A 23,307-nucleotide genomic window follows, 5' to 3' on the forward strand; every position below is an offset into this window, starting at 1 on the left:
ACCAATTGGTATAGCATCTGTAACCAAAAAATTCGCGCTCGCAGACATTACTGCTTCTGCCTCAAAAAATCGAGTTGGTTAAAGCGGCTAGTCAGGAATTGTATAATGCTGAGTGTCAGGCGATCGCGGATTCTCCAACCATCTCTGATGCCGAACTTAAGAAGCTCCTTGACACAAGGGCGAAAACGAAAACTGAACGACATCAGCAGCGCAAGGCTGAATTATCCCGTCGCTATGAAGTTGAAGTTACGCCTAATTTGGTTGAGAAAGATGACGACGGCTGGTATCCTCAACTGCGGATGCACTACTATTTGACGCTGGGGCGGGAATTTCTGAACAACCGTGATGCGAAACGGGCTAAGGCGCAGTTAGAGGCGGGGGAGAATTCGGTTTGGAAACCTGATTTTAACAAGGGACAGTTATTACCTGCTGTGTTGTTACTCGAAAATCTGAATCTGTTGCAGTTTCTCACGCCAGACGTTCAGTTGCGAGGAAGTGACGAGAAGCTGGTGGAGTTTAAAGCCCTAGCTGTTCAGCATCGGCACGTTATCAAGAATTACTTGAATGTTAGTATCTCGGAAAAACACACACCGATTGCGATCGCACAGAAACTACTTGCGAAGATTGATTTGAAGTTGGATTATGTCGGTCGGTTGGGTAAGCGTGAAAATCGGGAGTGCGTTTACCAGTTTGTTGCACCTGATGATCAGCGTGATTCGATTTTTGGACAGTGGTTAAATCGGGATGAACTGTTTCTTAGTGAGTCGGTGTCAGTTACGAATAATATAGAGTTACAAACACAAGTCACTGACACTACCTCCCAAATATTAGAAGAGGTAGTGTCCAGTCCCCAAGGACAAACCTGGAAAGGGCTGAAGCTGAAATTGCAGCAAGGCTTGGACAGTATTGGCTCTTGCTACAGCGAGTTAATCTCCAAAGTTGGCGAGGCTGTTGGAGTGGCTGATGGTGAGCCGTTTTGGAATGGGTATCTGGGGCAGTGGCAGATTGCTGTTAACTTTGCTTCGGGGTGTAAGTCTGTACTGTGCGATTGGTTGGTGATAGTTAACTGAAATCACACTTTCGACCAAGTTCACTTTGAGTCTGAGCCAGAATCGGTAAGGTAATCACAAATTCTGTTCCAACACCCAAGGTAGAATTCACATTCAAAGTTCCGCCATGTTTTTCTACAACAATAGATTGAGCGATCGCTAATCCTAATCCTGTTCCTTTACCAACACCTTTGGTAGTAAACAAGTCGTCAAATACTTTTTGTTTAATTGATTCACTCATCCCTTGACCATTATCAGCAATCTTCACTTCAACCTGTTTGTTTTCCAATGAGGTGGTAATTGTAATCCGATTAGGATTGGCTTTAATCTCCTGAAAACTCCGACCTGTATTTGATTCATCCAAGGCATCAATAGCATTCGCTAGTATATTCATAAATACCTGATTTAATTGACCTGGAAAACATTCTACTTCAGGTAAATTACCGTAGTTTGTGATCACTTCAATCTTTGGACGTTGCTCATTTGCTTTCAGACGATGTTTGAGAATTAGAATGGTACTATCAATTCCTTGATGGATATTGAAAGGTTTTTTGTAGTCTTGATCAGCACGGGTGAAAGTGCGGAGACTGGTACTGATATTTTTCAGCCTGTCACATGCTATCGTCATCGAATCAATCATTTCGGGTAAATCTGATAAGCTATATTCCAAATCAATTTCTTCAGCATGGATGAGAATTTCATCTCCGGGAGTGGGGAACTTTTCTTGATAAAGCTTTAAGTGTTCAACAATATCATCAAAGGTGGGTTTAGCTTGTTTTACACTGGCAGCAATAAAGCCCAAAGGATTATTCATTTCGTGAGCTACCCCAGCAACCAATTGACCAATAGAGGACATTTTTTCGCTTTGAAGCAAATGAGCTTGGGTGCTTTGAAGTTCTTTAAGAGTTTGCTCTAAATCTTTCGCTTTTTGCCGTAAAGTTTCTTCCGCTGCTTTGAGTTCGCTGATATCCCTTGCGATTGTCGAAAAATATTCAACTTCTCCATCAGGTGATTTGTGAGCGATAATCAGTTGGGATATGGGAATTTCTCGTCCATCTGCTTTTAAAAGAGCCGTTTCCCCGACCCAATCACCGACTCGAACTGATTCTGGTAATCCTTGATTCTGGATAATTTCATTTGCCCATTTTGGATGATTTTGGCACAAATTTCTCCCCTGAAGCGATTCTTTTTCCCCCAGTTCTAACATTCGGCGAGCTGCTTTATTAAAGTAAAGAACCTTCCCAGTTAAGTCAGCAGTGCTGATAAAATCTGGTGCTGCTTCTAGAATTGCCAACAACTTCGCCTGTTCTTTCTCGGCTTGTTTATGCTCACTAATATCACGAGATACGCCAACAGTCATTATCACTTGACCTAGTTCGTTACGGATCGCAGATTTGATTGTATGGAATAGGCGTACTTCGCCATCGTACCGAGTTACTGGCTCTTGTGGAATTTCTAGGGTCTGCCCACTTTCAAATACGTAAGCATCATCTTTGATATATTGCAGAGTATGATCTGGTTCGCTGAAAGGTGCATCAATCATATTTTGAAGCTGTGACTCACTCATCCCGTAATAATCACGAAATGCCTTATTTGCCCAAATAATCCGAGATTTAGCACCTTTAACCAATACCATATCTGTAATTGCATCAAGAATTTGCTGATAGGTCTTTTCGTTTTCGCGCAGAGCGCTTTCAAAAGACTTTACTTTTGTTATATCCTGTACTGTTGAGACAATACTAGTTACATTGCCATCAACGTTAGTTATCAGAGTGTGACACCAATCACAAATAATCACTGTTCCATTTTTTGTCAGATTCTTATTGAGATTATTACCTCCCACTTTCTCTTCAATTAATAACCCCATTATTTTGATGACCTCTACTCTCTCACTCTCTGGCACAATTATTTCTGGTAATTGACAACCCAGTACTTCACTTTTGCTGTATCCAAATAGCTGTTCAGCAGCCGGATTCCATTGTATTACTTGAAATGCTGTATTCCACTCAATTAAAGGCAAAGGATTACGTTCTATAAGTAATAAAAATTTATCTTGCAACTGTTTCAAATCTGGCTCTGCTAATTGATGTTCAATTTCCTGACCATTTCTACTAACGTCATCAACTTTTAGCAATTGGTTTACAGAAAAATTGTTACCGGATTGAATGCCTTGCTGTTGAAAGTTCATCCTGTCTAACTGACTAATATATTTGCTTGGTACTTAAATCTAGGATTCCCTATTTTTTAGGTAATATAACATTCCTCTTTCTAATAATATCCATCTGTTGGAAATCGTAGTAAAAAGAGAACAATTTTGAATCCAGAAGTACGTCCCTAAGAGTAACTTAAACACCAACCGAGGAGATTCCCGAAGTGGGAGAACTGGATGAACTAGAAACTTTCGTAGGGTCAAAAAAAAATTTGGTTATGGACAGCAGTAAACCACTTTCGCCCAGGAATTTTAGCTTGGGTTTTAGGAGATCATAGTGCTGAAACATTTAAACCTTTGTGGGATATTGTTTGCTGCTGGCAGTGCTATTTTTATGTTACCGATGGATGGAAAGTTTACCCCAGTTTTATTCAGCCAGGCGATCATATTGTCAGTAAAACATATATGACCAGAGTAGAAGGTGAAAATACACGTTTACGTCATTATCTGGCAAGCTTACAGACGCTCCTAACGTCGCTACCGCAAAACATTATGTTATTCCAAGTCAGTAGATATGCTTAAATACTCAATCCGCTTATTACTTTACTATTTAAAGTATGGGGAAGAAATCTGGCTCCCCACACACAAAATCTTGTTATATCAGGGCTTTGGGATTAACAAGCGTGCCATTCATGTCTTAACCATTTATTAGGTGCAACAGTCTGCTGCGGCTCTATTAGATGGTCGTATTACCCAAGCCCGCATTTGATTTAGTCGGGGTCTTAAACCCAAGACCCGTTTGCTTAAAACTTATCCTAACCACTCAGGATTTTTGGCTGTACCATCAAATTGGCTAGTGGTTTTAAATAGTTCATACTGACCTTTAAGAGCAGCTTGGCGAGTCCGATTCAGTAATGCTTTAACTTGTTCCTGGCTCATGGGTGTAAAAGTACGTACTGCCTCAAAAGCCTGGTTTAAGATGGGCATACTTTCAATGCCTGTAATCACCGTTGAAGTTGGTAGATTCATCGCGTAATGCAGACATTCGATAGGTTTGACCACATTGCTTTTGAGAATGTTTTGGTCGCCCATAGATTTCATCCCCAGTACAGCAATTCCGTCCTGAACCAGTTTGGGTAAAACTTGCCTCTCAAAACTGCGGAAATGGGCATCCATAACATTTAACGGCATTTGCACTGCATCAAAACGGAACTTATTTTGATTGGCAACTTCCAACATTCTCAGGTGTACTAAAGGGTCTTTGTGTCCAGTAAAGCCTATGTAGCGAATCTTGCCAGCTTTTTGTGCTTCCACAACTGCTTCCATCGCACCGCCAGGGGCAAAAATCCGGTCTGGATCTTCCATACGAATGACTTCATGATGCTGCAATAAATCAATGTGGTCTGTTTGCAAACGTTTTAAAGATTCATCAATTTGTTTAGTAGCGGCCGCCTTTGTACGACCGTCAATTTTAGTCATCAGAAAAGCTTTTTGACGATAACCATTTTGCAGAGCTTTACCCATGCGAATTTCGCTACCTCCGTTATGGTAATCCCAGCAATTGTCCATAAAATTGATCCCGCGATCGAGAGCAATACGGATCAGATTAATACCCTCTTGTTCATCTTTTGGTCTACCAATATGATGACCTCCTAGACCAATTACAGATACTTGTTCTCCGGTGCGTCCTAGTTGCCTGTAGAACATTTCACCTTTTTTTATCTGGAGTGGGGTAGACTGATTTTGCGCTAAAACCTGTTTAGTGAAACCTTGTAAAGCAAATACTCCAGCCCCACCTAAACCAGAAGCAGAAACTAGCTTCAGTAAATCTCGTCTGTTAATATCCACAAATTAATCCTTTTGCCACAGTATGAGAACTTGCCCTGATAGCTAGCTTTGCATAGGAGCAAAATTCGCTGCTTCTAACTGTTGAAGGAGAAAAGCAGTCAGGTAGAGATAGATTTTTGATATAGATGACTTGGTATTCGGCGGTCACGGTTAAAAACGTTAGAGTTTCTGCTGTGATGTCGGCAAAATCTGAGATACCCCTCTTTTGCCACTTTCCGGGAGTGTATAGGGTGTGGGAGATGTGGGGAGTGTGGGAGGATGGGGAAGAAATCTGGCTCCCCACACTCTCCCCTCTCCCCACACTCAAAAGCCAGTTAAAGCAGGGGCTTGCGCTTAACAAGCGTGCCATTCGTCAATAAACCGCATTACCTTTATTTTTAGTCTTGCGCTCACATTTAATAATAAGACCACCTTCATTGGCGGGCTATTAGCCCGGATTTCTCACCACATCTCTCAAAACCTTGTGCAGAGGAGCAGAGGGGCAGAGGGGCAGAGGGGAAAGAACAAGGCACATTGAACTCTCCTCTGCTCCCCTGCTCCCTTGCACCTCTGCATTTCAAGCTTGTGAGAAATGCGGGTTAGGGATCACACTCCGCTCACGTGCCCAAAAAGCAATCCACACCCATCACCCACACAACAATAAGCAAAATCTCTCGGATTCCCTGATCACTTCTTGTATTCTGAGATATCCGTTCTTGGTGGAGAGCCGAATGATTCCTATAGATATGAAACGACTCATCAAAAAAACCTCTAACCCAGTTCGCAAGAAAACAGAAGTAACCCCACCACCGACTGAACCCATTGAGATGCCTGAGAGCCAAAATATTTCTGAAACAGTGATTGAACCAAATCCACCTGTGTACATTGAAGACTACGTTTCCGAATCCGAATACATTTCTGAACACTATCGCCCCCTACGCTCTGTTGGTAACTCTGGGTGGCAACCGTCAGACGTGTGGCGCGAGTTGAGGGTTGATGATTTTTGTCGGTGAGCAGCATCTAAAACTTGTATAATCCTACTATAGGTACATCTCAGCTTCTGTTGGTAAATGCTATCGTCTAGTATGACAGAGTTAAAAGAACTGCCTTTATGGATTCACCTGTGGTATTGATAAATGTCTATGCAATGAATTTTCTATTCCCCAGTGACTACGAACAGAATTAGCAATTTTTTTGGCATTATCCTTAAGACTACTAATAAAATAACGAGTCTCCACCGTTGTTTTACCATTTACTTGCCGGACGGATTCTACCATCCCAATACTATTAAAATTTGACCAAACTGAATTAGGGTCAAGCCGAGATTGAATATCAGATAACATGACATAGTGGCGAATTTCATGACGACCATGCCCCGTTTCTTCTGTTTTATATGTGCTATGTCCAAACCCTTGAAAACCTGTGCTTATCCCTGACTTGAATAGGTTTTCAACTTCATCATAGAGATTTCCTTGATTCTTTTTTAAAGTTATTACATAATCTGCGTTTTGCTGTGTAATTAACTTTACAATATCTTTCTGACAACCGATTGCATCAATTGTTACGATACACCCAGACAGTTCTAATACCTTTAATAACTCTGGAATTGCTGTAATTTCATTGGATTTTTCATCTACCTTTACTTGTCCCAACACCAATCTGTTTGTAGTTGCCCATGCACTCACCATTTGAATTGCACTCTGACCACTACTTTTATCATGAGAACCACATAACGTTTTGCCATCAATTGCTACAACTTCACTATCCGTCCTGATCTGGATTGACTTAATCCAATTTAAGAAACATGACTGAAATTGCTGTGGATTTAATTGTGCAAAGACTCGTGCAAATGTATCGTGTGATGGTATTCCGTTTGGTAGCTCTAAAAATGTTTTTAACCACTCATATTTTGTGCAGCCATACAATTCAATTGCCACCCAACTGTCTGCTCCACATATCACTGCACATAAAGCAATTGTGAGAATGTCTATTAAATTGTGTCGCTTCGTGCGGTCTATTCTTGGGTCTTCCATTAAAGCAAAGTGGTCAGCAATCGTAATTTTTGGCTTGAGCTTCACGCTTTTTTAGGGGCTTTCCTCTACTTCTAGAATGACTTTATCATCAATGCCTCATTACTCAACCTCCATCCCATCAGCGATCGCTACCTTTGTCGCTTTTTAGTATATGTGTACTATATTTAGATGCGTTTGCCCTGCCCCATTTTCTAAGCCGTTCCCCCGTGACGAGCTTTTTACTTTCAGAGATGTGATCGCCCTTGGCGGGGCTTCGCCCATCGCATGAGTGACTTACTATGATTTAGAGAGGGTGCGAGTATGACAGTTTACACTTGATACTACCGTAGTAAAATTGACTAGTTGGAATCGCCGAATAACTCGACTTTAGCCGATAGAAAAACGATATATTATATAATATCAACCCTGTTCAAAATGAAACATTACAAAGAAAATATTCTGGAATTATGACTAAAGTAGAATTTACTATTCCCGTTCATTCTGTTAATAATACCATTAGAGAAGAAGCAGAAACTAAAGCCAAAGAAGCTTATGTGATGACTCTACTTAAATATGGAGAAATTAGCAGTGGTAAGGCTAGTCAATTACTAGGAATTCCTAGACTAGACGTAATAGATTTAATGTCTAAGCATGAAATATCCCTATTTGACGATAGTATGACTTTAGAGGAATTTCAGCAAGAAGTTAATCAAGCAAAAGTGAAATTACAAGGCAATAATCTATGATTGTTGTCTCAGATACAACCCCATTAAGTGAACTTTCTAAAGTTGGTAGATTAGACTTGCTTCAGGCTGTTTTTGGTAGAGTAATAATTCCTCAACAAGTCTATGCAGAATTAACAACGGGGGATCATCCCGCAGTTTTAGCTGTAAAATCAGCCTTATGGCTAGAAGTTATTTCTATAAGTAATAACCAACTCATTGAACAATTACAATTAGAAACCGACTTGGATTTAGGAGAATGTTCGGCAATTATTTTGGCAGAAGAATTAAAAGCAGATCAACTTTTAATTGATGAAAAAGCTGGGAGAAAAGTTGCTATTAGTAGAGGCTTGCCAATTATTGGTTTAGTTGGAGTGATTATCTTAGCAAAAGAGCAAGGTTTGATTGATAATGTCAAGAATATTTTAGATGATTTAATGAGTAAAGGAACAAGAATCAGCCCAAAGATTTATGATTATGCTCTGATTACAGCAAGAGAAATTTAAAACAATCTGACAATGAACCTATCCCCAAGTGACTGGCTAGAAAATATCATCTAGTTACCAGACCGATAAGCCTGACGGCATGGCTACGCTTACCGCCTACACCTGGATTTCTCACTAATGCTCAAAGCCTGTGCTTGTGCAGGGGAGCAGAGGAGCAGAGGAGCAGAGGAGAGTTCAATGTGCCAAGTTCAATCCCCTCCGCCCCTCTGCCCCTCTGCATTTCAAACTTGTGAGAAATGCGGGTCATGCATCTATACCCTCTGTACCCTTTTCAATTGGATTGGTTGAATCTATGTCTGACTCCTGATTTGATAATCGTTCAACCATCTGTATTAAAGCTAACTGCATTTCTGACGTAAATTCCAACTTACCAGAACGCAGATGTAAATCTAACTGAGCAAAAGGAATTTCAATTTTTCGTTGCTGTAATACTTCGTAAATAATGTAGTATAAATCACTTTTGAGCAAAAATTGTTTATTAGGTTCCGCAGTCCAGACTAATAACTCAAAATTTAAGGTGTTGTTGGCAAACTCTTTAAACAGTACTAGAGGCAAAGGAGTCTGCAATACATTGGGATGCTTAGAGGCAGCCTCTAACAGAGCAGATTGCACTGCTTTGGGATCTGAGCTATAGGCAACGCCAACGGGAAGATGAAGGCGAGAAATCGGGTTGCGATGGCTCCAGTTGATTACTTCTTTTTCCAAGAAGCGAGAGTTGGGTACAATGATTGAAACGTGGTCAAGAGTACGAATCTCGGTACTTCTGGCACCGATTCGCTCGACAATACCTGTATATTCCCCAACTTCCACAAAATCTCCAACCTGAATCGGACGCTCAAATACTAGTACTAAACCACTGCCAAAATTCTTAGCAATATCCTGTAAACCAAAGCCAATTCCAACGCTTAAAGCACTTGCTAAAATTGTCAAAGAGCTAATGTCAAGTCCCCAGATTTGTAACAGTACCAGTGTGCCAATAAAAATTAGACCATATTTTAAAAGTATTATAATCGCTTCTTGAGCGCCACGATTGATGACAGTAAAAGAGAGAATCCGAGAACGTAAAAAATTGGTTAACGTTCCAGCAAAGATAACTAAGCCAAACAATAAACCAACCAAAACTATTAATTCAGTAAGAGAATAAGGATTTTTTCCCAACGTCAGAATCGGTGAGGTGAAACTGGTAATTAGGATATTTGAAATTTGGTAGCTCCATTGACGAGTGAAAGGAAAGAGATTAGTGATATAAAGAATCGCACTCATCCAAAGTCCGATACGCATACTTGCCAACACTAATTTGAAAAATAATTCTAATACTTTAAGTGTTTCCGAATTAGGTATGGCATTACTAGTTGTTAAGCGAAGTGAAGCTACTCGGATAAATTGATGCTTAATCCATCCCAATAGCCAACTAAATCCTACAGTTATGAGTAAAATTGCTGCTGCGATAAAAGTTGTTTGTTGAAGATAAGTTTTAGTTCGCTCTAAATGAGCTTCCTTTAACGCTCCTTCAATTTGCTGCGCCCAAATGTTAGCCTGCTCATCGAGTGTACTACCTGGTAAAGTATCTTGTTGTGTAACTGTTAACAGATAGCGGTCATTTAATAAAATAGTCGGTAGCTGGTTGCGTTTTTCAATTTTAACTTGAATAGACTCAGAAGCGGAAATTACATTTTTTAGTTGTGAGTTGATTAAATTTGTCCGTTCTTGAGCGCTATACTGACCAGAATCGCTGATTTGAAAAAGCTGTTGTCCATCCAAAATAACTGGAGCTTTAGTTAATGCTTGAGCAACGACAGGAGTGAACCAAAAAAATAAAACAAAAGTTAGTACTGTAATGAAAATATTAAAATATTTTGATGGTAGTCGCAAAGGATGAAAATCAAACATAAAGACTCTAATCAGATATTTTACTTCAGCTAATTAATATTAACTAGATTTCCTCGAAATCAAATTATTTTTGTAATGGTTTCTATTAGCATCGCTTTTCATGGGCTAGAGACACTCAATTTGTCAGGTAGGGTAGGAGACAGGATAATAAGAGTGATCCTTTATAGCAGTTCGATGGGTAAACGAAAGAGAAAAAATCACAATCCACCCTTCCCTTGGATGGTAGAAAAAGAAAATCTGTTCATTGCTCCTACTGATAATGAAATAGTTACAGATGCAGGATGGGAGAAAATTTCATTTGAAGAAGCCAGAAAACTATTTAGTCCCGAAACTTTTCAAGAGTGGTACGAACTGTTCTTAGAAAATACAGATATCTCGGAAATACTTTCAGAATCTAACGTCGATATAGATTTAGATGATGAATCAGCAATAGATAACTTTTTACTTCGGAGTAACTGGGCACCAAAACAAGTCAATTTAGTTGTAGCGAAGGCTATCTATAAAAATCATGCCTGGGTGAGAGGATTGCTGATTTCTACACCTGATGTTGAAGAACCCTACTTTCAAAGTTATGAAATGGAGGCAATTCGTTTAGGAGTCCAATTACGGAAATACATCTTTGAGGATATTCCAGTAATTAATGACTGCAAAAATGCTGTCAGATATTTACATGCTCGATATGCCCTCATTGGCTGGCAACCAAGAAATTGTGTGACAGCAGCTCACAACCTAAAAATATCTCAAGCTACTAAGGTTTACAATGAACTTCTCTGGGATGAAGATTGGGTAGGTGAAGAAGACGAAATTTATTAGTCAAGAACAATAAACTCTACAACACTGGAAAATATACTCCCCATTACTGATGACTGGATAATAATAATAGAGTTACTGGGAAATAAGACCAGAAATCTTTGAAGAGCTTAACAGCGATGGCGTAACCATCATGAGCCAGTGGCGAAGTGGCGATCGCTCTAGTAATAACGTAGCGTGGGTACGGACTAGAGGCTCTTTCAAGCGATTTATGGACGGATGCTTGGAGCGGGATAAAGCACTTTTTTATTCCCCTAGACTAAGGCAACCGCCTGAGCAACTTTTGTAAACTATCTTTACACCAAGTCAAAGTTATAGTTGTATATGTGCCTATAATAAGTTACGGCTAACTATAACTGAAAGTTAGCACCCTGTAAATGGTTATCGCTTGGATTACGCATCAAAGGCGATACCAAAGACAAGCAAAATTTATCGGCAGCGCAATAGTTTCTATTCCGTTGCCAACATGCACTTCTTTGCGATCGCATGTTGGAAAAGGAGTGAGCAGGGGGGCAGAGGAGCAGAGGAGATGGAGAAAGAACCTATTAAAAGTCATAAAGACTTGAAAGTTTATCAAATGGCTTTCGATGCCGCCATGAAAATCTTTGAACTCTCCAAAAAGTTTCCTGTTGAAGAACTTTATTCATTAACAGATCAGATTCGCCGCTCGTCCCGTTCTGTGTGTGCAAATATGGAAGAGGCTTGGCGAAAACGTCGTTATGAGGCAGCTTTTATAGCGAAACTGAATGATTGCGAGTCCGAAGCTGCTGAAACTCAGACTTGGATTGAGTTCGCTGTTAAATGTAACTATCTCTCTGTCGAATCAGGTAGAGAACTATATGGAAGTTACAACCAAATCTTAGGTGGTCTGGTGAATATGATTGCCAATCCAACGCCTTGGTTAATGAAGCGTTAGCATTTTTTCTTTCCCCATCTCCTCTGCTCCTCTGCTCCTCTGCGGTTGGTAGAACCATTTTTCATTGCAGTAATATTTGTCACTGTAACCATAAGTTTGCCGCTTTTGAAAGCATAACCTTGCCGCAGGGCAAGCGCAAAGGCTTGATTTAACGTTCCGTGATCGCAGTCAAAGTATTTGGTTTTGAAACCAAAAAGTTGCCGAAAGTCTAAAAATCAAGCATAAACGTGCCGAAAGTTCAGGGATTATGCACCCTCAAATACTTGAATTAGCAAGATTGTCTCTTAAAAACCCCAAAAATTCAAGCTGTCGTAAGTCCGCTTGAAACCATAAACGTGCCACCCCGGCAAACTTATGGTTACAGTCACACACTTAGTCTGCGAACCCACAGCAGTAATATTAATCGTAGTTTTTATTGGATAAAAGATAAGGGTATCTTATTTTGTCTTCAACCCCGCGATCGGGTATTGTCACTGAAAGCATAAGATGAGCAAGTTGCTCGCTTTATGGTTTCAAAGCAGGTTGCTCAATTTATTCTTACAAAAGTAGAGGTAGTGAACTCAAACAGAAAGTAGCTCTGTTGCTCGATTTCGGTTTTCATCGCAGCTATACCTAACCAAAGTTTTAATGTTGGGCATGAAGATATTTGCTCACGTTAGGGTTACAAAACAAAACCTTTGCTCATGTTATGGTTTCAAAACCTGTTTTCGATAAATAATTTCCGACGTAGTATAAAGGCTTTGGGCTACGTAATTGCTCAACTTATTTTTACGTGGACTTGCACCCAACCACGAAAAATCAATGCTTTGAGAGACTAGAATTGTTAATTGTTGAACTTTTTTATATGCTTACAAGAGAATTACTGCATCATTTCTATCAAAATATTTTGAGCGCTACGTTCAGGCTCATTTTTATTAGGGTAAAGTTGGATGTAAGAGCCATCTGGCTGTAACTCCCAAGCTTGGCGATTATCTGCTAGCATTATTTTGAGAATTTTTTGTAAATTCTGCACAATATCATCATCTTCAACTGGTACAACTACTTCCACTCGATGATCTAGGTTACGGGTCATCCAATCGGCACTGCCAATATATACTTCATTTTGTCCGTTATTATGAAAGTTAAATATCCGAGAGTGTTCTAAAAAACGACCAATAATGCTGATAACACGGATATTTTCGCTAACTTTTGGAACTCCAGGACGCAAACAACAAATACCCCGCACAATTAGGTCAATTTGTACTCCAGCAAGAGATGCTTTGTATAAAGTGGCAATAATTTGGGGGTCAACCAAAGCATTCATCTTAGCGATGATATGACCTTGATTACCGTTTTTGCAGTGTTCGATTTCTCGCTGGATTAGGGCAGTAATGCGATCACGCATATTAATAGGTGATACCAGCAACTTGCGGTAAGAATCCTTACAAGAATAACCAGTCAAATAATTAAATAAATCAGTTAAATCTGCCCCTAAGTCTTCTCGACAACTAATTAGTCCTAAATCTGTATATAAATTTGCTGTTTTGGAATTATAATTTCCAGTCCCAATATGGAAATAACGACGAATATTTTCTCCCTCTTGACGCACCACTAGCAAAGTTTTGCTATGAGTCTTTAGTCCCACCAATCCGTATACTACATGAACACCAGATTTTTCTAATTTATTAGCCCAAGTGATGTTATTTTCTTCATCAAAGCGAGCTTTTAATTCTAAAATAACAGCAACTTGTTTGCCATTTTCAGCCGCAGTAATCAAAGAACTGACAATTTCCGAATCTCCCGAAGTCCGATAAAGTGTCATTTTAATTGCCAACACATCAGGGTCATGAGCAGCTTGAGCAATAAATTCCTCTACAGAAGCGCCAAAGGATTCGTAAGGATGATGTACTAGCAAATCCTTTTGCTGAATCACCGAGAAAATACTTTTTTCCTCATCATTGAAGTTGGCAATTTGATTTTGTTGATGAAGATGACGCAGACGAGACGGAATTACTGATGCCCAAGGTGGATCTTTCAATTCAGGCAAAGGTAGCGCCATAAACGACATCAAATCTTTTAAATTCAGCAAACCTTCTATCTCATAAACATCACTCTCAATCAGTTTCATTTCTGTCATCAACATCTGTCGTACTGATTGAGGCATTGATGGTTGAATTTCTAACCGCACCACCGAGCCAATGAATTTGCGCTTATATAACTCTTGTTGAATTGCTAATAGTAAGTCATCGGCTTCTTCTGCTAATTCTAAATCTGTATTGCGGGTTAATCGAAATAGGTGATATTCCTCAACGACCATTCCGAGAAATAAAGCTTCTAAATTGTGAGCAATTACTTGCTCTATCGGCATACCTGTCCAGTGGTTTAATTTCCCATTATCTATTTGCAATTCTTGAGGTAAGGGAATAAATCGAGGCAGAATAGTGGGAATTTTGACTCTAGCAAATTTTTTCTCTCCGGTGTTTGGGGCTTTTACTACTACTGCTAAATTTAAACTGAGATTCGCCATTCGTGGAAACGGATGGCTAGGATCAACAGCTAGAGGAGTGAGAACTGGAAAAATTCTTTGTTGAAATAGTTTTTGAAAGTAATTACGCTGTTCGGGATTAATGTCAATATAATTAAGTAGATGAATGCCTTGCGCTGTCATTTCTGGTCGAAGCGTCTGCTCAAAATAATGATGCTGTTGAGTCACCATTGGATGCAGATATTGATAAATTGCTTCTAATTGTTGTTCTGGGGTGCGACCATCGGGAGTTCGCTGAATTAACTGTGCTTTAACTTGTTCTTTGAGAAGTGCAACACGAACCATGAAAAATTCATCAAGATTAGCACTAAAGATGGCAATAAACTTGAGTTTTTCTAGTAATGGAGTCCGAATATCTAACGCTTCATGTAAAACTCGGCGGTTAAATTCTAACCAGCTTAATTCTCGACTAAAGTAGTACTCCGAGTCATGCACATTAATAGTTTTACTAATATCTTTGACTTTAGGCATATTTTTATTTACCAAAAGAATGGTATGAGAATTATCAAAAACTCCCAAAACCTATATTTAACCAAATCTACCGCTGACGTAATCTTTTGTATCTTTCTGCTTAGGGTTATTGAAAATAACTTGTGTTGAGTCATATTCTACTAAGTAGCCAGTGCGATCGCCTTTTTCTGCAACACTAACGTTGAAAAAAGCTGTTTTATCAGATACTCGTGCCGCTTGTTGCATATTGTGAGTAACAATGACGATAGTATATTGCTCTTTGAGTTCCTGAATCAGTTCTTCAACCCGCAAAGTGGATAGGGGATCGAGCGAGGAACAAGGTTCATCCATAAGTATAACTTCTGGTTGCCCAGCGATCGCTCGCGCAATACACAACCGTTGTTGTTGACCACCAGATAAGGCTAAACCACTTTGTCGCAGTTTGTCTTTGACTTCATCCCACAAAGCCGAACGGCGTAGACTCCGTTCTACCAATTCATCCATGTTATCTTTGTAGCCGCAAACTCTGGCTCCAAAAGCAACATTGTCATAAATTGATTTGGGAAACGGGTTTGCTTTTTGAAACACCATCCCAATCCGACGACGCACCTCTACAGCATCAACTTCCGGTGCATACAAATTTTGATCGTAAAAATAAACTTTACCTTCGGCTCGAAATGACTCAATCAGGTCGTTGAGACGGTTATAGCATCGCAGTAATGTACTTTTACCACAACCAGAAGGGCCGATAAAAGCTGTAACCTGATTTTTGGGAATATTTAGCCAAATATTCTTCAACGCTAGGAACTTCCCGTAATAAACGTTGAGGTTTTCTGTGCGTAAAACGGTTTGAGTATCATTTACTTTACTAGTATCATTAACTGTCAAATTGTTTAGCATTGATTTTATTGCTCGCTCTATGTGGACTAAGTAAAGCTTTGCGTAAAATTGTGGCGAATTGAGGGTTGAAATTTAAACGCTCCAGGGGCGCAAAGGTACGCAGACAATTCGCACTCGGATTAATGAAATGTTGTACTAAGTGCCTGATAAGACTTCTAGTTTCTCCTGAAAAATCGTCAGGACATCAGGCTGACATTGTTTGACTAGTGCAACGATATCCCTGGCTTCTTCCTGATATAAGTCTTCAACGTAGCCACCTTTATAAAGTTGTGCCTCTTTTTCACTATCAAAAGGGCCAAAGTAATAAATACAGCGCGGAATATTGGTGTTAATTTCTACCCACCAAGCAAACTCTAACTGATTAGATTGAAATAAATTCATTACAGGTACAAATGATAAAAAAATGACAGCAAGCAAGATGTTTGTCCTTCCCTGCGGGAGGCTGCGCCAACGGACACCCTCTAGCGATCGCACTACAAATAAATCTGCCAAATTGGGATGCATCCAGATAACTTTGTTTGTAGTAGGCGCTTTAGCGCTAAAGCACCAACTACAAAATGAACTTGATTGACTCAAACTTAACTAATTCGTAATTACAAATTACGAATTATTTTATCTACACTTTTAAACCAGCCTTGGCTTGAACATATTCTGCTAGTTCAATCTTCACTGGTACCGTATTCCAGATTTCTTGAGAATATTCTTGAATGGCTCGGTCAGAAGAAAATTTACCCATCCGTGCTGTATTGAGAATTGACATCCGCGTCCAGTGTTCCGGGTCACGGTAAGCCTGATTTACCTTGTCTTGAGTGTCAAGATAAGACTGGTAATCTGCAAACAGCATATACTGGTCTTGATGTAATAGCGAGTCTACTAATGGACGGAATAAATTAGTATCACCATGAGAGAAAAATCCTGAATTGATCAGATCGATCGCTTCTTTCAATTGAGGATTGTTATTGTAATAATCCCAAGGGTTATAACCTTTGGATTTTAAACCATAGACTTCTTCAGTTGTCAATCCAAACAAAAAGAAGTTTTCATCTCCCACTTCTTCACGGATTTCGATATTAGCGCCATCAAGGGTACCAATAGTCAACGCCCCATTCATGGCAAATTTCATATTGCCAGTACCAGAAGCTTCTTTACCAGCAGTGGAGATTTGTTCGGAAAGGTCGGCGGCTGGATAAACTCGTTGACCAAGCCTCACATTATAATCTGGTAAGAATATTACTTTCAAGCGATCGCGCACATCAGGGTCGTTATTCACAACATCACCAACAGAGCTGATTAATTTAATAATCAGTTTCGCAATGAAGTAGCCAGGAGCAGCTTTACCACCAAAAATAAATGTGCGAGGTGTAATTTCAATGCTGGGATCATGCTTGATGCGGTTGTAGAGTGTGATGATATACAGCACATTCAGATGTTGCCGCTTATACTCATGCAATCGCTTCACCTGAATATCAAACAACGATTCGGGATTAACTTGAATACCATTGGTTATCTGAATATATTCTGCTAATTTGCCCTTAATATCTTGTTTAATCTGTCGCCATTCTCGACGAAAATCAGCATCTTCAACAAAGGCTTCGAGTTGCTTAAGATCGTCTAAGTGATTAATCCAATTTGTCCCAATTTTGCGACTGATTAAGTTAGTCAGTTGGGGATTACTTACCACTATCCAACGGCGTGGTGTGACACCATTGGTTTTGTTGCTAAACTTCTCAGGCGAAAATTCGTAAAAATCACGGAGAACATCACGCTTGAGTAACTCTGTATGTAAGGCGGCGACACCATTAATTGCATGAGAGCCAACACTTGCTAGATTTGCCATGCGGACATACTTTTGACCACTCTCATCAATCAATGATAGCCGCGCTAGGCGATCGCTATCATCAGGATATTTAGCGCGAACTTGACCAAGAAAACGCTGATTGATTTCATAAATAATTTGTAAATGCCTGGGCAGTAAGCTATTAAATAAGCTTAAAGACCACTTTTCTAAAGCTTCTGGCAACAGAGTATGGTTAGTATAGCCGAAGGTGTTTTGGGTGATTTGCCAAGCCTGATCCCAATCTAGCTGATGTTCATCCACCAACAACCGCATCAATTCAGCAACACCGATGGATGGGTGAGTGTCATTGAGTTGCACAGCATAAGACTGGTGAAAGTTATTTAAGCTCTCTTCTTTTCGTAAGTGAAGACGGATCATATCTTGCAGAGAACAAGACACGAAAAAATATTGTTGTTCTAAGCGCAGTTCCTTACCTTGAATTAACTCATCATTAGGATAGAGAACTTTGGTAATATTTTCTGAAACCACCTTTTTATTCACTGCACCGTAGTAGTCCCCGACGTTAAAAGCCTGAAATTCAAAGGATTCAGGAGCTTCAGCTTTCCACAAACGTAAGGTATTGGCGGTGTTGACTTGATAACCGAGTATGGGTGTATCATAGGGAACACCTTTAACAACATTATGGGGAATCCAACGTACCCGATAGTGACCCTTTTCATCGTTATAGGCTTCAGTGTAACCGCCGAACTTGACATCTATGGTTTCCTCTGGACGAGGAATTTCCCAAGGATTGCCTAAACGCAGCCATTTATCAGTGATTTCAACTTGCCAACCATCCCGAATTTCTTGGTCAAAGATCCCAAATTCGTAGCGAATTCCATAGCCAATGGCAGGGATTTCTAAAGTCGAAAGTGAGTCCATATAACAGGCGGCGAGACGACCTAACCCACCATTCCCTAAGCCTGGTTCCTCTTCAATTTCGCGCAATTGTACAAAGTCTAACCCAGAGTCCTCAACTGCTTGGCGCACTTGGTCATAAATTCCCAAGTTGATTAAGTTGTTACTCAAGTGCGGCCCCAAGAGGAATTCTGCTGATAGATAACAGACAACTTTCACACCTTTTTTCGTATAGATTTCGGTGGTGTTGAACCAGCGTTGTAAAATGCGATCGCGTACTGTGTAAGCCAAAGCCATGTAATAATCATTGGGCGTGGCCGCAGCCGGAAACTTACCCTGAATGTAAAAAAGATTATCAGCAAGCGCCCGTTTGAGGGTTTCTATACTTAACCCTGTGCGATCATCTTCAAATTGCAAATTTTGCAGTATTGGAGGTTTCTGAAATGTCGTCATAATTATTTGCTCTAGACATCTGGTGAAATTAAATATGGGTTATCCAGAAACCTTGTAAAGAGACTTAACACTGCTACGTCTACCTTAGTCCTGACTAGACAATTGTGACCGTAAAGCTCTATAGCCAGCTAATGCTAGCTCTATACTCCTTTCCATCTCCTGAGTGTATATACCAAGGCTAGCAGCAGCGTTACACTTTGCTCGATGCAGCAAAGCACTTTGTGCCGCTTTCACATTGGCATCTTGTACTTTCCACAGTTCTAATGCTGGTTGCTGAATAGCACGACCGAAAGAGAAAGTCAATGGCCAAGGCAATTTTGAGCCAAACCGGACGTGCATCTCATTAAGATGGGCAGTTGCCAATTCATTGTTTTGACCACCCGACAAAAATGCTACACCTTGTACGGCAGTAGGAACCACATTCAACAGGCATTTCACCGTAGCTTCTGCGACTTCGGGGACACTGGCTTGCTCTTTACAATCTTTGCCGGAAATTACCATGTTGGGCTTGAGGATCATTTGCTCCAAAACTACCCCTTGCAAGTGGAGTTGATCAAAGACAGTTCCTAAGACTTCCTTAGTTACAAAATAGCAACGTTTAATAGTATGGTCGCCATCCATCAAAACTTCAGGTTCGACAATGGGAACAAGTCCACCTTGTTGACAAAGCAGTGCATAGCGAGCTAACGCCTGGGCGTTGGCCTCTATACAATCACGACTAGGAATTTCCTTGCCAATAGTGAGGACAGCCCGCCATTTAGCAAAACGCGCCCCTATTTTGACATATTCGGCAATGCGATTACTCAAATCATCTAGACCTTGTGTAATTTTTTCATCAGGGTGATTTGGTAAACCTTTCACACCAGTGTCAACCTTAATGCCGACAAGAATCCCCGCATCGTTCATCACTTTGACAAAAGGCGTTCCATCTTTTGTAGTTTGGCGGATTGTTTCATCATATAAAATAGCGCCATTGATATAGTTACCCAAACCAGGAGTAGTTAAAAGCAACTCTCGGTAAGTGCGGCGATTTTCCTCAGTTGGCGCGATTCCCAGCTTCTCAAAGCGCTTATTACAAGTATTGTTGCTCTCATCTATAGCCAAGATGCCTTTACCAGGAGCAACCATCGCTTTAGCAGTAGCGACAAGTTGTTGTGTACTCATGATTTAAAACCTTTTAACAGATAAAGTGAGACTCAATGGCTTGGTGCAATCGCCCTTAAGACTTACGCATAGACAGCGAATTCTTTGCGTACCTCTGTCTTGAAAAGTTTCCTACGCCGGGAAACCCGGCTTTCCTGCGGAACGCTTACGCGAACGAGGAACTTTTCGCTGCGCTTACCTCAGCGCCCCTCTGCGTTTAAATTTAAACCCTAAATTTTACGCAAAGATATACTTAGTAGTCTGCCAACCCAAAAATGCTAAGTGAGGACTGGGGAAAGAGGAAAGGGGAAAGGGTAAGGGGTAAGGGATTTGAAACCTTTCCCCCTTCCCCTTTACCCTTTACCCCGCCAAGTTCACTTGGCGAACTACTAGTAAGGCCACTTCCAGTTGACGATTTCCGGCCGATCAATACCGTGCTTGTGAGCATAATTCCGGTTGCTAATAATTTCGTTTTTCATCCGCTCTCTAACATAGACAGCAGCAGAACCCAACTTCGGAACCCGATCAATCACATCAATCACCAGATTGAACCGATCAATTTGGTTGTTGATGGCTAACTCAAGTGGTGTGTTAATGCTGCCCTTTTCCTTGTAACCGCGCACATGAATATTTTCATGATTAGTGCGACGGTAAGCAAGTTTGTGAATCAGCCAGGGATAGCCGTGGAAGTTGAAAATAACAGGCTTATCTGTGGTAAAAAGACTATCGAAATCCCAGTCTGATAATCCATGTGGATGTTCTGTATCTGGTTGCAATTTGTACAAGTCAACAACATTAATAAACCGCACCTTAAGATCGGGGAACTCATCTCTTAAGATGGCAGTTGCAGCTAAGGCTTCCATAGTCACAACATCTCCGCAAGATGCCATGACGACATCGGGAAGATCGGGTTCTTGCCCATGATGGTCATTGCTTGCCCAGTCCCAAATGCCGATGCCTTTAGTGCAATGTGCGATCGCTTCTTCTATGCTGAGAAACTGGAGGTGTTTTTGCTTATCTGCAACGATGACGTTGACGTAATTGGTGCTACGTAGGCAATGATTAGCTACAGAAAGTAGACAGTTAGCGTCGGGAGGTAGATAAATCCGGGTAACTTCAGCACTCTTATTAGTAACCAAATCTATGAATCCTGGATCTTGATGGCTAAAACCGTTATTGTCTTGTCGCCAAACAGTAGAGGATAGTAAGATATTCTCAGAAGAAATCGGCGATCGCCAAGCAACTTCATTTTTGCTGATTTCTAGCCATTTGGCGTGCTGGTTAAACATAGAGTCAACAACGTGAGCAAAAGCTTCATAACTATGTAAGAAACCATGCCGCCCAGATAAGAGATAGCCTTCCAGCCAGCCGAACAGGTTATGTTCACTGAGCATTTCCATCACTCGCCCGTCGCTAGATAGCTCACTGCCATCTGCATCTTCAGGGAGCATATCTGCCAACCAGACTTTCTCGCTGACTTCGTAGATAGCACTGAGTCGATTGGAGGCGGTTTCATCTGGCCCGAATACGCGGAAATTATTCATGTTATTACGCATGATATCTCGCAGGAAGTTCCCTAGAGGCTTCGTGTTTTCCATCTCAACAGCACCGGGTTTGACTACCTCAACTGCATTGTTGCGGAAGTCGGGCATACGCAATTCTTTACGCAGAATTCCACCGTTAGCAACAGGATTGGCACTGATGCGGCGAGAACCAATGGGAGCCAGCTTTTTGAGTTCGGGAATTAGACTGCCATGCTCATCAAATAATTCTTCTGGCTTGTAACTTTTCATCCAGTTTTCTAGAATCTTCATGTGGGCAGGATTACTAGTTAAATCTGTGATTGGTACTTGGTGCGATCGCCAAAATCCCTCTAATTTATGACCGTCTATTTCTGCCGGCGCAGTCCATCCTTTAGGGGTGCGAAGGACAATCATCGGCCAACGAGGACGCTTGGCAACACCCGAAGTCCTGGCTTCGGTTTGGATTTTCTTGATTTCCAAAATAACTTTTTCCAGAGTTGCAGCCATCAGTTGATGCACTAGCGCTGGATCATGCCCTTCCACAAAGTAAGGTGTGTAACCGTAGCCTTTGAATAAGTCCTCTAGTTCCTCATGGCTGATGCGGGCTAAGATGGTGGGGTTAGCAATCTTGTAGCCATTCAAATGCAAGATTGGTAAAACAGCACCGTCCCGAATGGGGTTGATAAATTTATTGGAATGCCAAGCTGTTGCTAGAGGCCCAGTTTCTGCTTCCCCGTCACCAACAACTGCTGTCACAATCAAATCCGGGTTATCGAAAGCAGCCCCGTAAGCGTGGGAGAGGCTGTAACCTAACTCGCCGCCTTCGTGAATCGAGCCAGGAGTTTCAGGTGTGCAATGACTGCCAATTCCACCAGGAAAGGAGAACTGTTTGAAAAACTTCAGCATACCTTCCTCGTCCTGGCTCTTATCAGGATAAACCTCAGAATAGGTTCCTTCTAAGTATGTCGGCCCAAGGATGCCCGGAGCGCCATGACCGGGGCCTGCGATGTAAATCACATCCAAATCATATTTTTTGATTAAACGGTTCAGATGGACGTAGATAAAGCTCAAACCGGGACTTGTACCCCAATGCCCTAACAGGCGATTCTTGATGTGTTCGGGCTTGAGGGGTTCTTTTAGTAGTGGATTGTCCTGCAAATATATCATGCCTAGAGCTAAATAGTTACAGGCACGCCAGTAAGCATTTATCTGACGTAGTTCTTCAGTGTTAAGTGTGGCAGATTTACCGTTTTCAACAACTGAAACCTTTGGCTTAGAAGGAGAAATAGTCATAGAGTCTGAATCCTACTAATCTATTTTTAGTTAAAGAATCGCTGAACACACGATGTCTGATGACAAACTGCTCCACGTCTACACAGTTTTAAAACCCGATGTTTCAAGACTCGATATGAATATCAAAGAGGTTATGTAGTACAGTAATCTCCCATTAGGTAATACATTCATCAATCTCAGAATGGTTAAGCAGATATCAATCGATAACTACGGTTTTACTTGCGGTTCACTTATACAACTAGCTACTTCCAATAAAGTTTGCATAAGGTTAGCAATTAACAAGATTATGAAATAATTGAGTCAAAAAATCGATCTTTCCCCATTACAAAAATCTCGATTTTTAGCTAACCCAATTGTATTGCCTGCACTTCACTATTCACTACTATGCTTGTTTAAAAGTCCCTTATATCCTGATTAAAAGGGTGGAAGGTGCATTACATACAGT

16 protein-coding genes and 2 pseudogenes are annotated in these 23,307 nt (G+C 40.8%); 8 read left to right on the plus strand and 10 right to left on the minus strand.

Annotated elements, in window-relative coordinates; genetic code table 11:
• Positions 1-74 precede the first annotated feature (74 nt).
• A complete protein-coding gene (locus FD723_RS34290) occupies positions 75-1,070 on the plus strand; it encodes a hypothetical protein (protein WP_179069691.1) in 996 nt (331 codons plus the stop codon).
• On the opposite strand, the gene FD723_RS34295 is transcribed toward FD723_RS34290, so the two are convergent.
• Entirely contained in the window at positions 1,063-3,237 is a 2,175-nt protein-coding gene (locus tag FD723_RS34295) for a PAS domain S-box protein (protein ID WP_179069692.1), read from the minus strand. The two genes, FD723_RS34290 and FD723_RS34295, sit on opposite strands and share 8 nt — an antisense overlap.
• 170 nt (positions 3,238-3,407) lie before the next feature.
• Between FD723_RS34295 and FD723_RS34300 the strand changes: the two are divergent.
• A pseudogene (locus FD723_RS34300) lies at positions 3,408-3,910 on the plus strand (IS1 family transposase); the annotation flags it as partial.
• A gap of 98 nt (positions 3,911-4,008) precedes the next feature.
• Here FD723_RS34300 and FD723_RS34305 read toward each other — a convergent pair.
• Complete coding sequence (locus FD723_RS34305) at positions 4,009-5,046, minus strand: aldo/keto reductase (protein ID WP_179069693.1); 1,038 nt, start codon at positions 5,044-5,046, stop codon at positions 4,009-4,011.
• A 710-nt stretch (positions 5,047-5,756) separates the two neighbouring features.
• Between FD723_RS34305 and FD723_RS34310 the strand changes: the two genes are divergently transcribed.
• The gene (locus FD723_RS34310; protein WP_179069694.1) at positions 5,757-6,038 is read left to right on the plus strand and encodes a hypothetical protein; all 282 of its coding nucleotides are present in this window, start codon (positions 5,757-5,759) and stop codon (positions 6,036-6,038) included.
• Positions 6,039-6,152: 114 nt separating this feature from the next.
• Here the strand turns inward: FD723_RS34310 and FD723_RS34315 are convergent.
• A pseudogene (locus FD723_RS34315) lies at positions 6,153-7,103 on the minus strand (ISAs1 family transposase); the annotation flags it as partial.
• A 401-nt stretch (positions 7,104-7,504) separates the two neighbouring features.
• On the opposite strand from FD723_RS34315, the gene FD723_RS34320 reads away from it, so the two are divergent.
• Both FD723_RS34320 and FD723_RS34325 read left to right on the plus strand, forming a co-directional pair.
• Positions 7,505-7,783: a UPF0175 family protein gene (locus FD723_RS34320; protein WP_104902113.1), complete on the plus strand. Its 279-nt coding sequence runs from the start codon at positions 7,505-7,507 to the stop codon at positions 7,781-7,783.
• Positions 7,780-8,265: a DUF3368 domain-containing protein gene (locus FD723_RS34325; RefSeq protein WP_179069695.1), complete on the plus strand. Its 486-nt coding sequence runs from the start codon at positions 7,780-7,782 to the stop codon at positions 8,263-8,265. The genes FD723_RS34320 and FD723_RS34325 overlap by 4 nt, the downstream gene beginning before the upstream one ends.
• A 243-nt stretch (positions 8,266-8,508) precedes the next feature.
• Here FD723_RS34325 and FD723_RS34330 read toward each other — a convergent pair whose 3' ends face one another.
• Complete coding sequence (locus FD723_RS34330; protein ID WP_179069696.1) at positions 8,509-10,155, minus strand: mechanosensitive ion channel family protein; 1,647 nt, start codon at positions 10,153-10,155, stop codon at positions 8,509-8,511.
• A 75-nt stretch (positions 10,156-10,230) separates the two neighbouring features.
• Here FD723_RS34330 and FD723_RS34335 point away from each other — a divergent pair, with 75 nt between their 5' ends.
• The 3 genes from FD723_RS34335 (at position 10,231) to FD723_RS34345 (ending at position 11,881) form a co-directional block, all read left to right on the plus strand.
• Complete coding sequence (locus FD723_RS34335) at positions 10,231-10,968, plus strand: hypothetical protein (RefSeq protein ID WP_256875259.1); 738 nt, start codon at positions 10,231-10,233, stop codon at positions 10,966-10,968.
• A gap of 130 nt (positions 10,969-11,098) precedes the next feature.
• Entirely contained in the window at positions 11,099-11,254 is a 156-nt protein-coding gene (locus tag FD723_RS34340; protein WP_179069697.1) for a hypothetical protein, read from the plus strand.
• A 240-nt stretch (positions 11,255-11,494) separates the two neighbouring features.
• Positions 11,495-11,881 carry a four helix bundle protein gene (locus FD723_RS34345; RefSeq protein WP_179069698.1) on the plus strand — a complete coding sequence of 129 codons (387 nt, stop codon included), beginning with the start codon at positions 11,495-11,497 and terminating at the stop codon, positions 11,879-11,881.
• An 859-nt stretch (positions 11,882-12,740) separates the two neighbouring features.
• Here the strand turns inward: FD723_RS34345 and ppk1 are convergent.
• The 6 genes from ppk1 to FD723_RS34375 all read right to left on the minus strand — a co-directional run bounded on the left by ppk1 (position 12,741) and on the right by FD723_RS34375 (position 22,862).
• Positions 12,741-14,876 (minus strand): polyphosphate kinase 1, encoded by a 2,136-nt coding sequence (gene ppk1 / locus FD723_RS34350; protein ID WP_179069699.1) that lies wholly within the window; start codon positions 14,874-14,876, stop codon positions 12,741-12,743.
• Positions 14,877-14,933: 57 nt separating this feature from the next.
• The gene (gene pstB / locus FD723_RS34355) at positions 14,934-15,755 is read right to left on the minus strand and encodes a phosphate ABC transporter ATP-binding protein PstB (protein ID WP_179069700.1); all 822 of its coding nucleotides are present in this window, start codon (positions 15,753-15,755) and stop codon (positions 14,934-14,936) included.
• Positions 15,756-15,890: 135 nt separating this feature from the next.
• Positions 15,891-16,259 (minus strand): DUF1816 domain-containing protein, encoded by a 369-nt coding sequence (locus tag FD723_RS34360; protein WP_256875260.1) that lies wholly within the window; start codon positions 16,257-16,259, stop codon positions 15,891-15,893.
• A 112-nt stretch (positions 16,260-16,371) separates the two neighbouring features.
• On the minus strand, positions 16,372-18,903 hold the full coding sequence (locus FD723_RS34365; protein WP_179069701.1) for a glycogen/starch/alpha-glucan phosphorylase: 2,532 nt from the start codon (positions 18,901-18,903) through the stop codon (positions 16,372-16,374).
• 84 nt (positions 18,904-18,987) lie between these two features.
• Positions 18,988-20,067 carry a class I fructose-bisphosphate aldolase gene (locus FD723_RS34370; protein ID WP_179069702.1) on the minus strand — a complete coding sequence of 360 codons (1,080 nt, stop codon included), beginning with the start codon at positions 20,065-20,067 and terminating at the stop codon, positions 18,988-18,990.
• A 368-nt stretch (positions 20,068-20,435) separates the two neighbouring features.
• Positions 20,436-22,862: a phosphoketolase gene (locus tag FD723_RS34375; protein WP_179069703.1), complete on the minus strand. Its 2,427-nt coding sequence runs from the start codon at positions 22,860-22,862 to the stop codon at positions 20,436-20,438.
• Positions 22,863-23,307: the final 445 nt, after the last annotated feature.

The sequence above is a fragment of the Nostoc sp. C052 genome, from assembly GCF_013393905.1.
Taxonomy (GTDB): domain Bacteria; phylum Cyanobacteriota; class Cyanobacteriia; order Cyanobacteriales; family Nostocaceae; genus Nostoc.

Coding starts and splice junctions, on each gene's coding strand:
- FD723_RS34295 (WP_179069692.1), bottom strand. CDS start 3,237: ATGAACTTTCAACAGCAAGGCATTCAATCCGGTAACAATTTTTCTGTA.
- FD723_RS34310 (WP_179069694.1), top strand. CDS start 5,757: ATGATTCCTATAGATATGAAACGACTCATCAAAAAAACCTCTAACCCA.
- FD723_RS34320 (WP_104902113.1), top strand. CDS start 7,505: ATGACTAAAGTAGAATTTACTATTCCCGTTCATTCTGTTAATAATACC.
- FD723_RS34325 (WP_179069695.1), top strand. CDS start 7,780: ATGATTGTTGTCTCAGATACAACCCCATTAAGTGAACTTTCTAAAGTT.
- FD723_RS34330 (WP_179069696.1), bottom strand. CDS start 10,155: ATGTTTGATTTTCATCCTTTGCGACTACCATCAAAATATTTTAATATT.
- FD723_RS34335 (WP_256875259.1), top strand. CDS start 10,231: ATGGTTTCTATTAGCATCGCTTTTCATGGGCTAGAGACACTCAATTTG.
- FD723_RS34340 (WP_179069697.1), top strand. CDS start 11,099: ATGAGCCAGTGGCGAAGTGGCGATCGCTCTAGTAATAACGTAGCGTGG.
- FD723_RS34345 (WP_179069698.1), top strand. CDS start 11,495: ATGGAGAAAGAACCTATTAAAAGTCATAAAGACTTGAAAGTTTATCAA.
- ppk1 (WP_179069699.1), bottom strand. CDS start 14,876: ATGCCTAAAGTCAAAGATATTAGTAAAACTATTAATGTGCATGACTCG.
- pstB (WP_179069700.1), bottom strand. CDS start 15,755: ATGCTAAACAATTTGACAGTTAATGATACTAGTAAAGTAAATGATACT.
- FD723_RS34360 (WP_256875260.1), bottom strand. CDS start 16,259: ATGCATCCCAATTTGGCAGATTTATTTGTAGTGCGATCGCTAGAGGGT.
- FD723_RS34365 (WP_179069701.1), bottom strand. CDS start 18,903: ATGACGACATTTCAGAAACCTCCAATACTGCAAAATTTGCAATTTGAA.
- FD723_RS34370 (WP_179069702.1), bottom strand. CDS start 20,067: ATGAGTACACAACAACTTGTCGCTACTGCTAAAGCGATGGTTGCTCCT.
- FD723_RS34375 (WP_179069703.1), bottom strand. CDS start 22,862: ATGACTATTTCTCCTTCTAAGCCAAAGGTTTCAGTTGTTGAAAACGGT.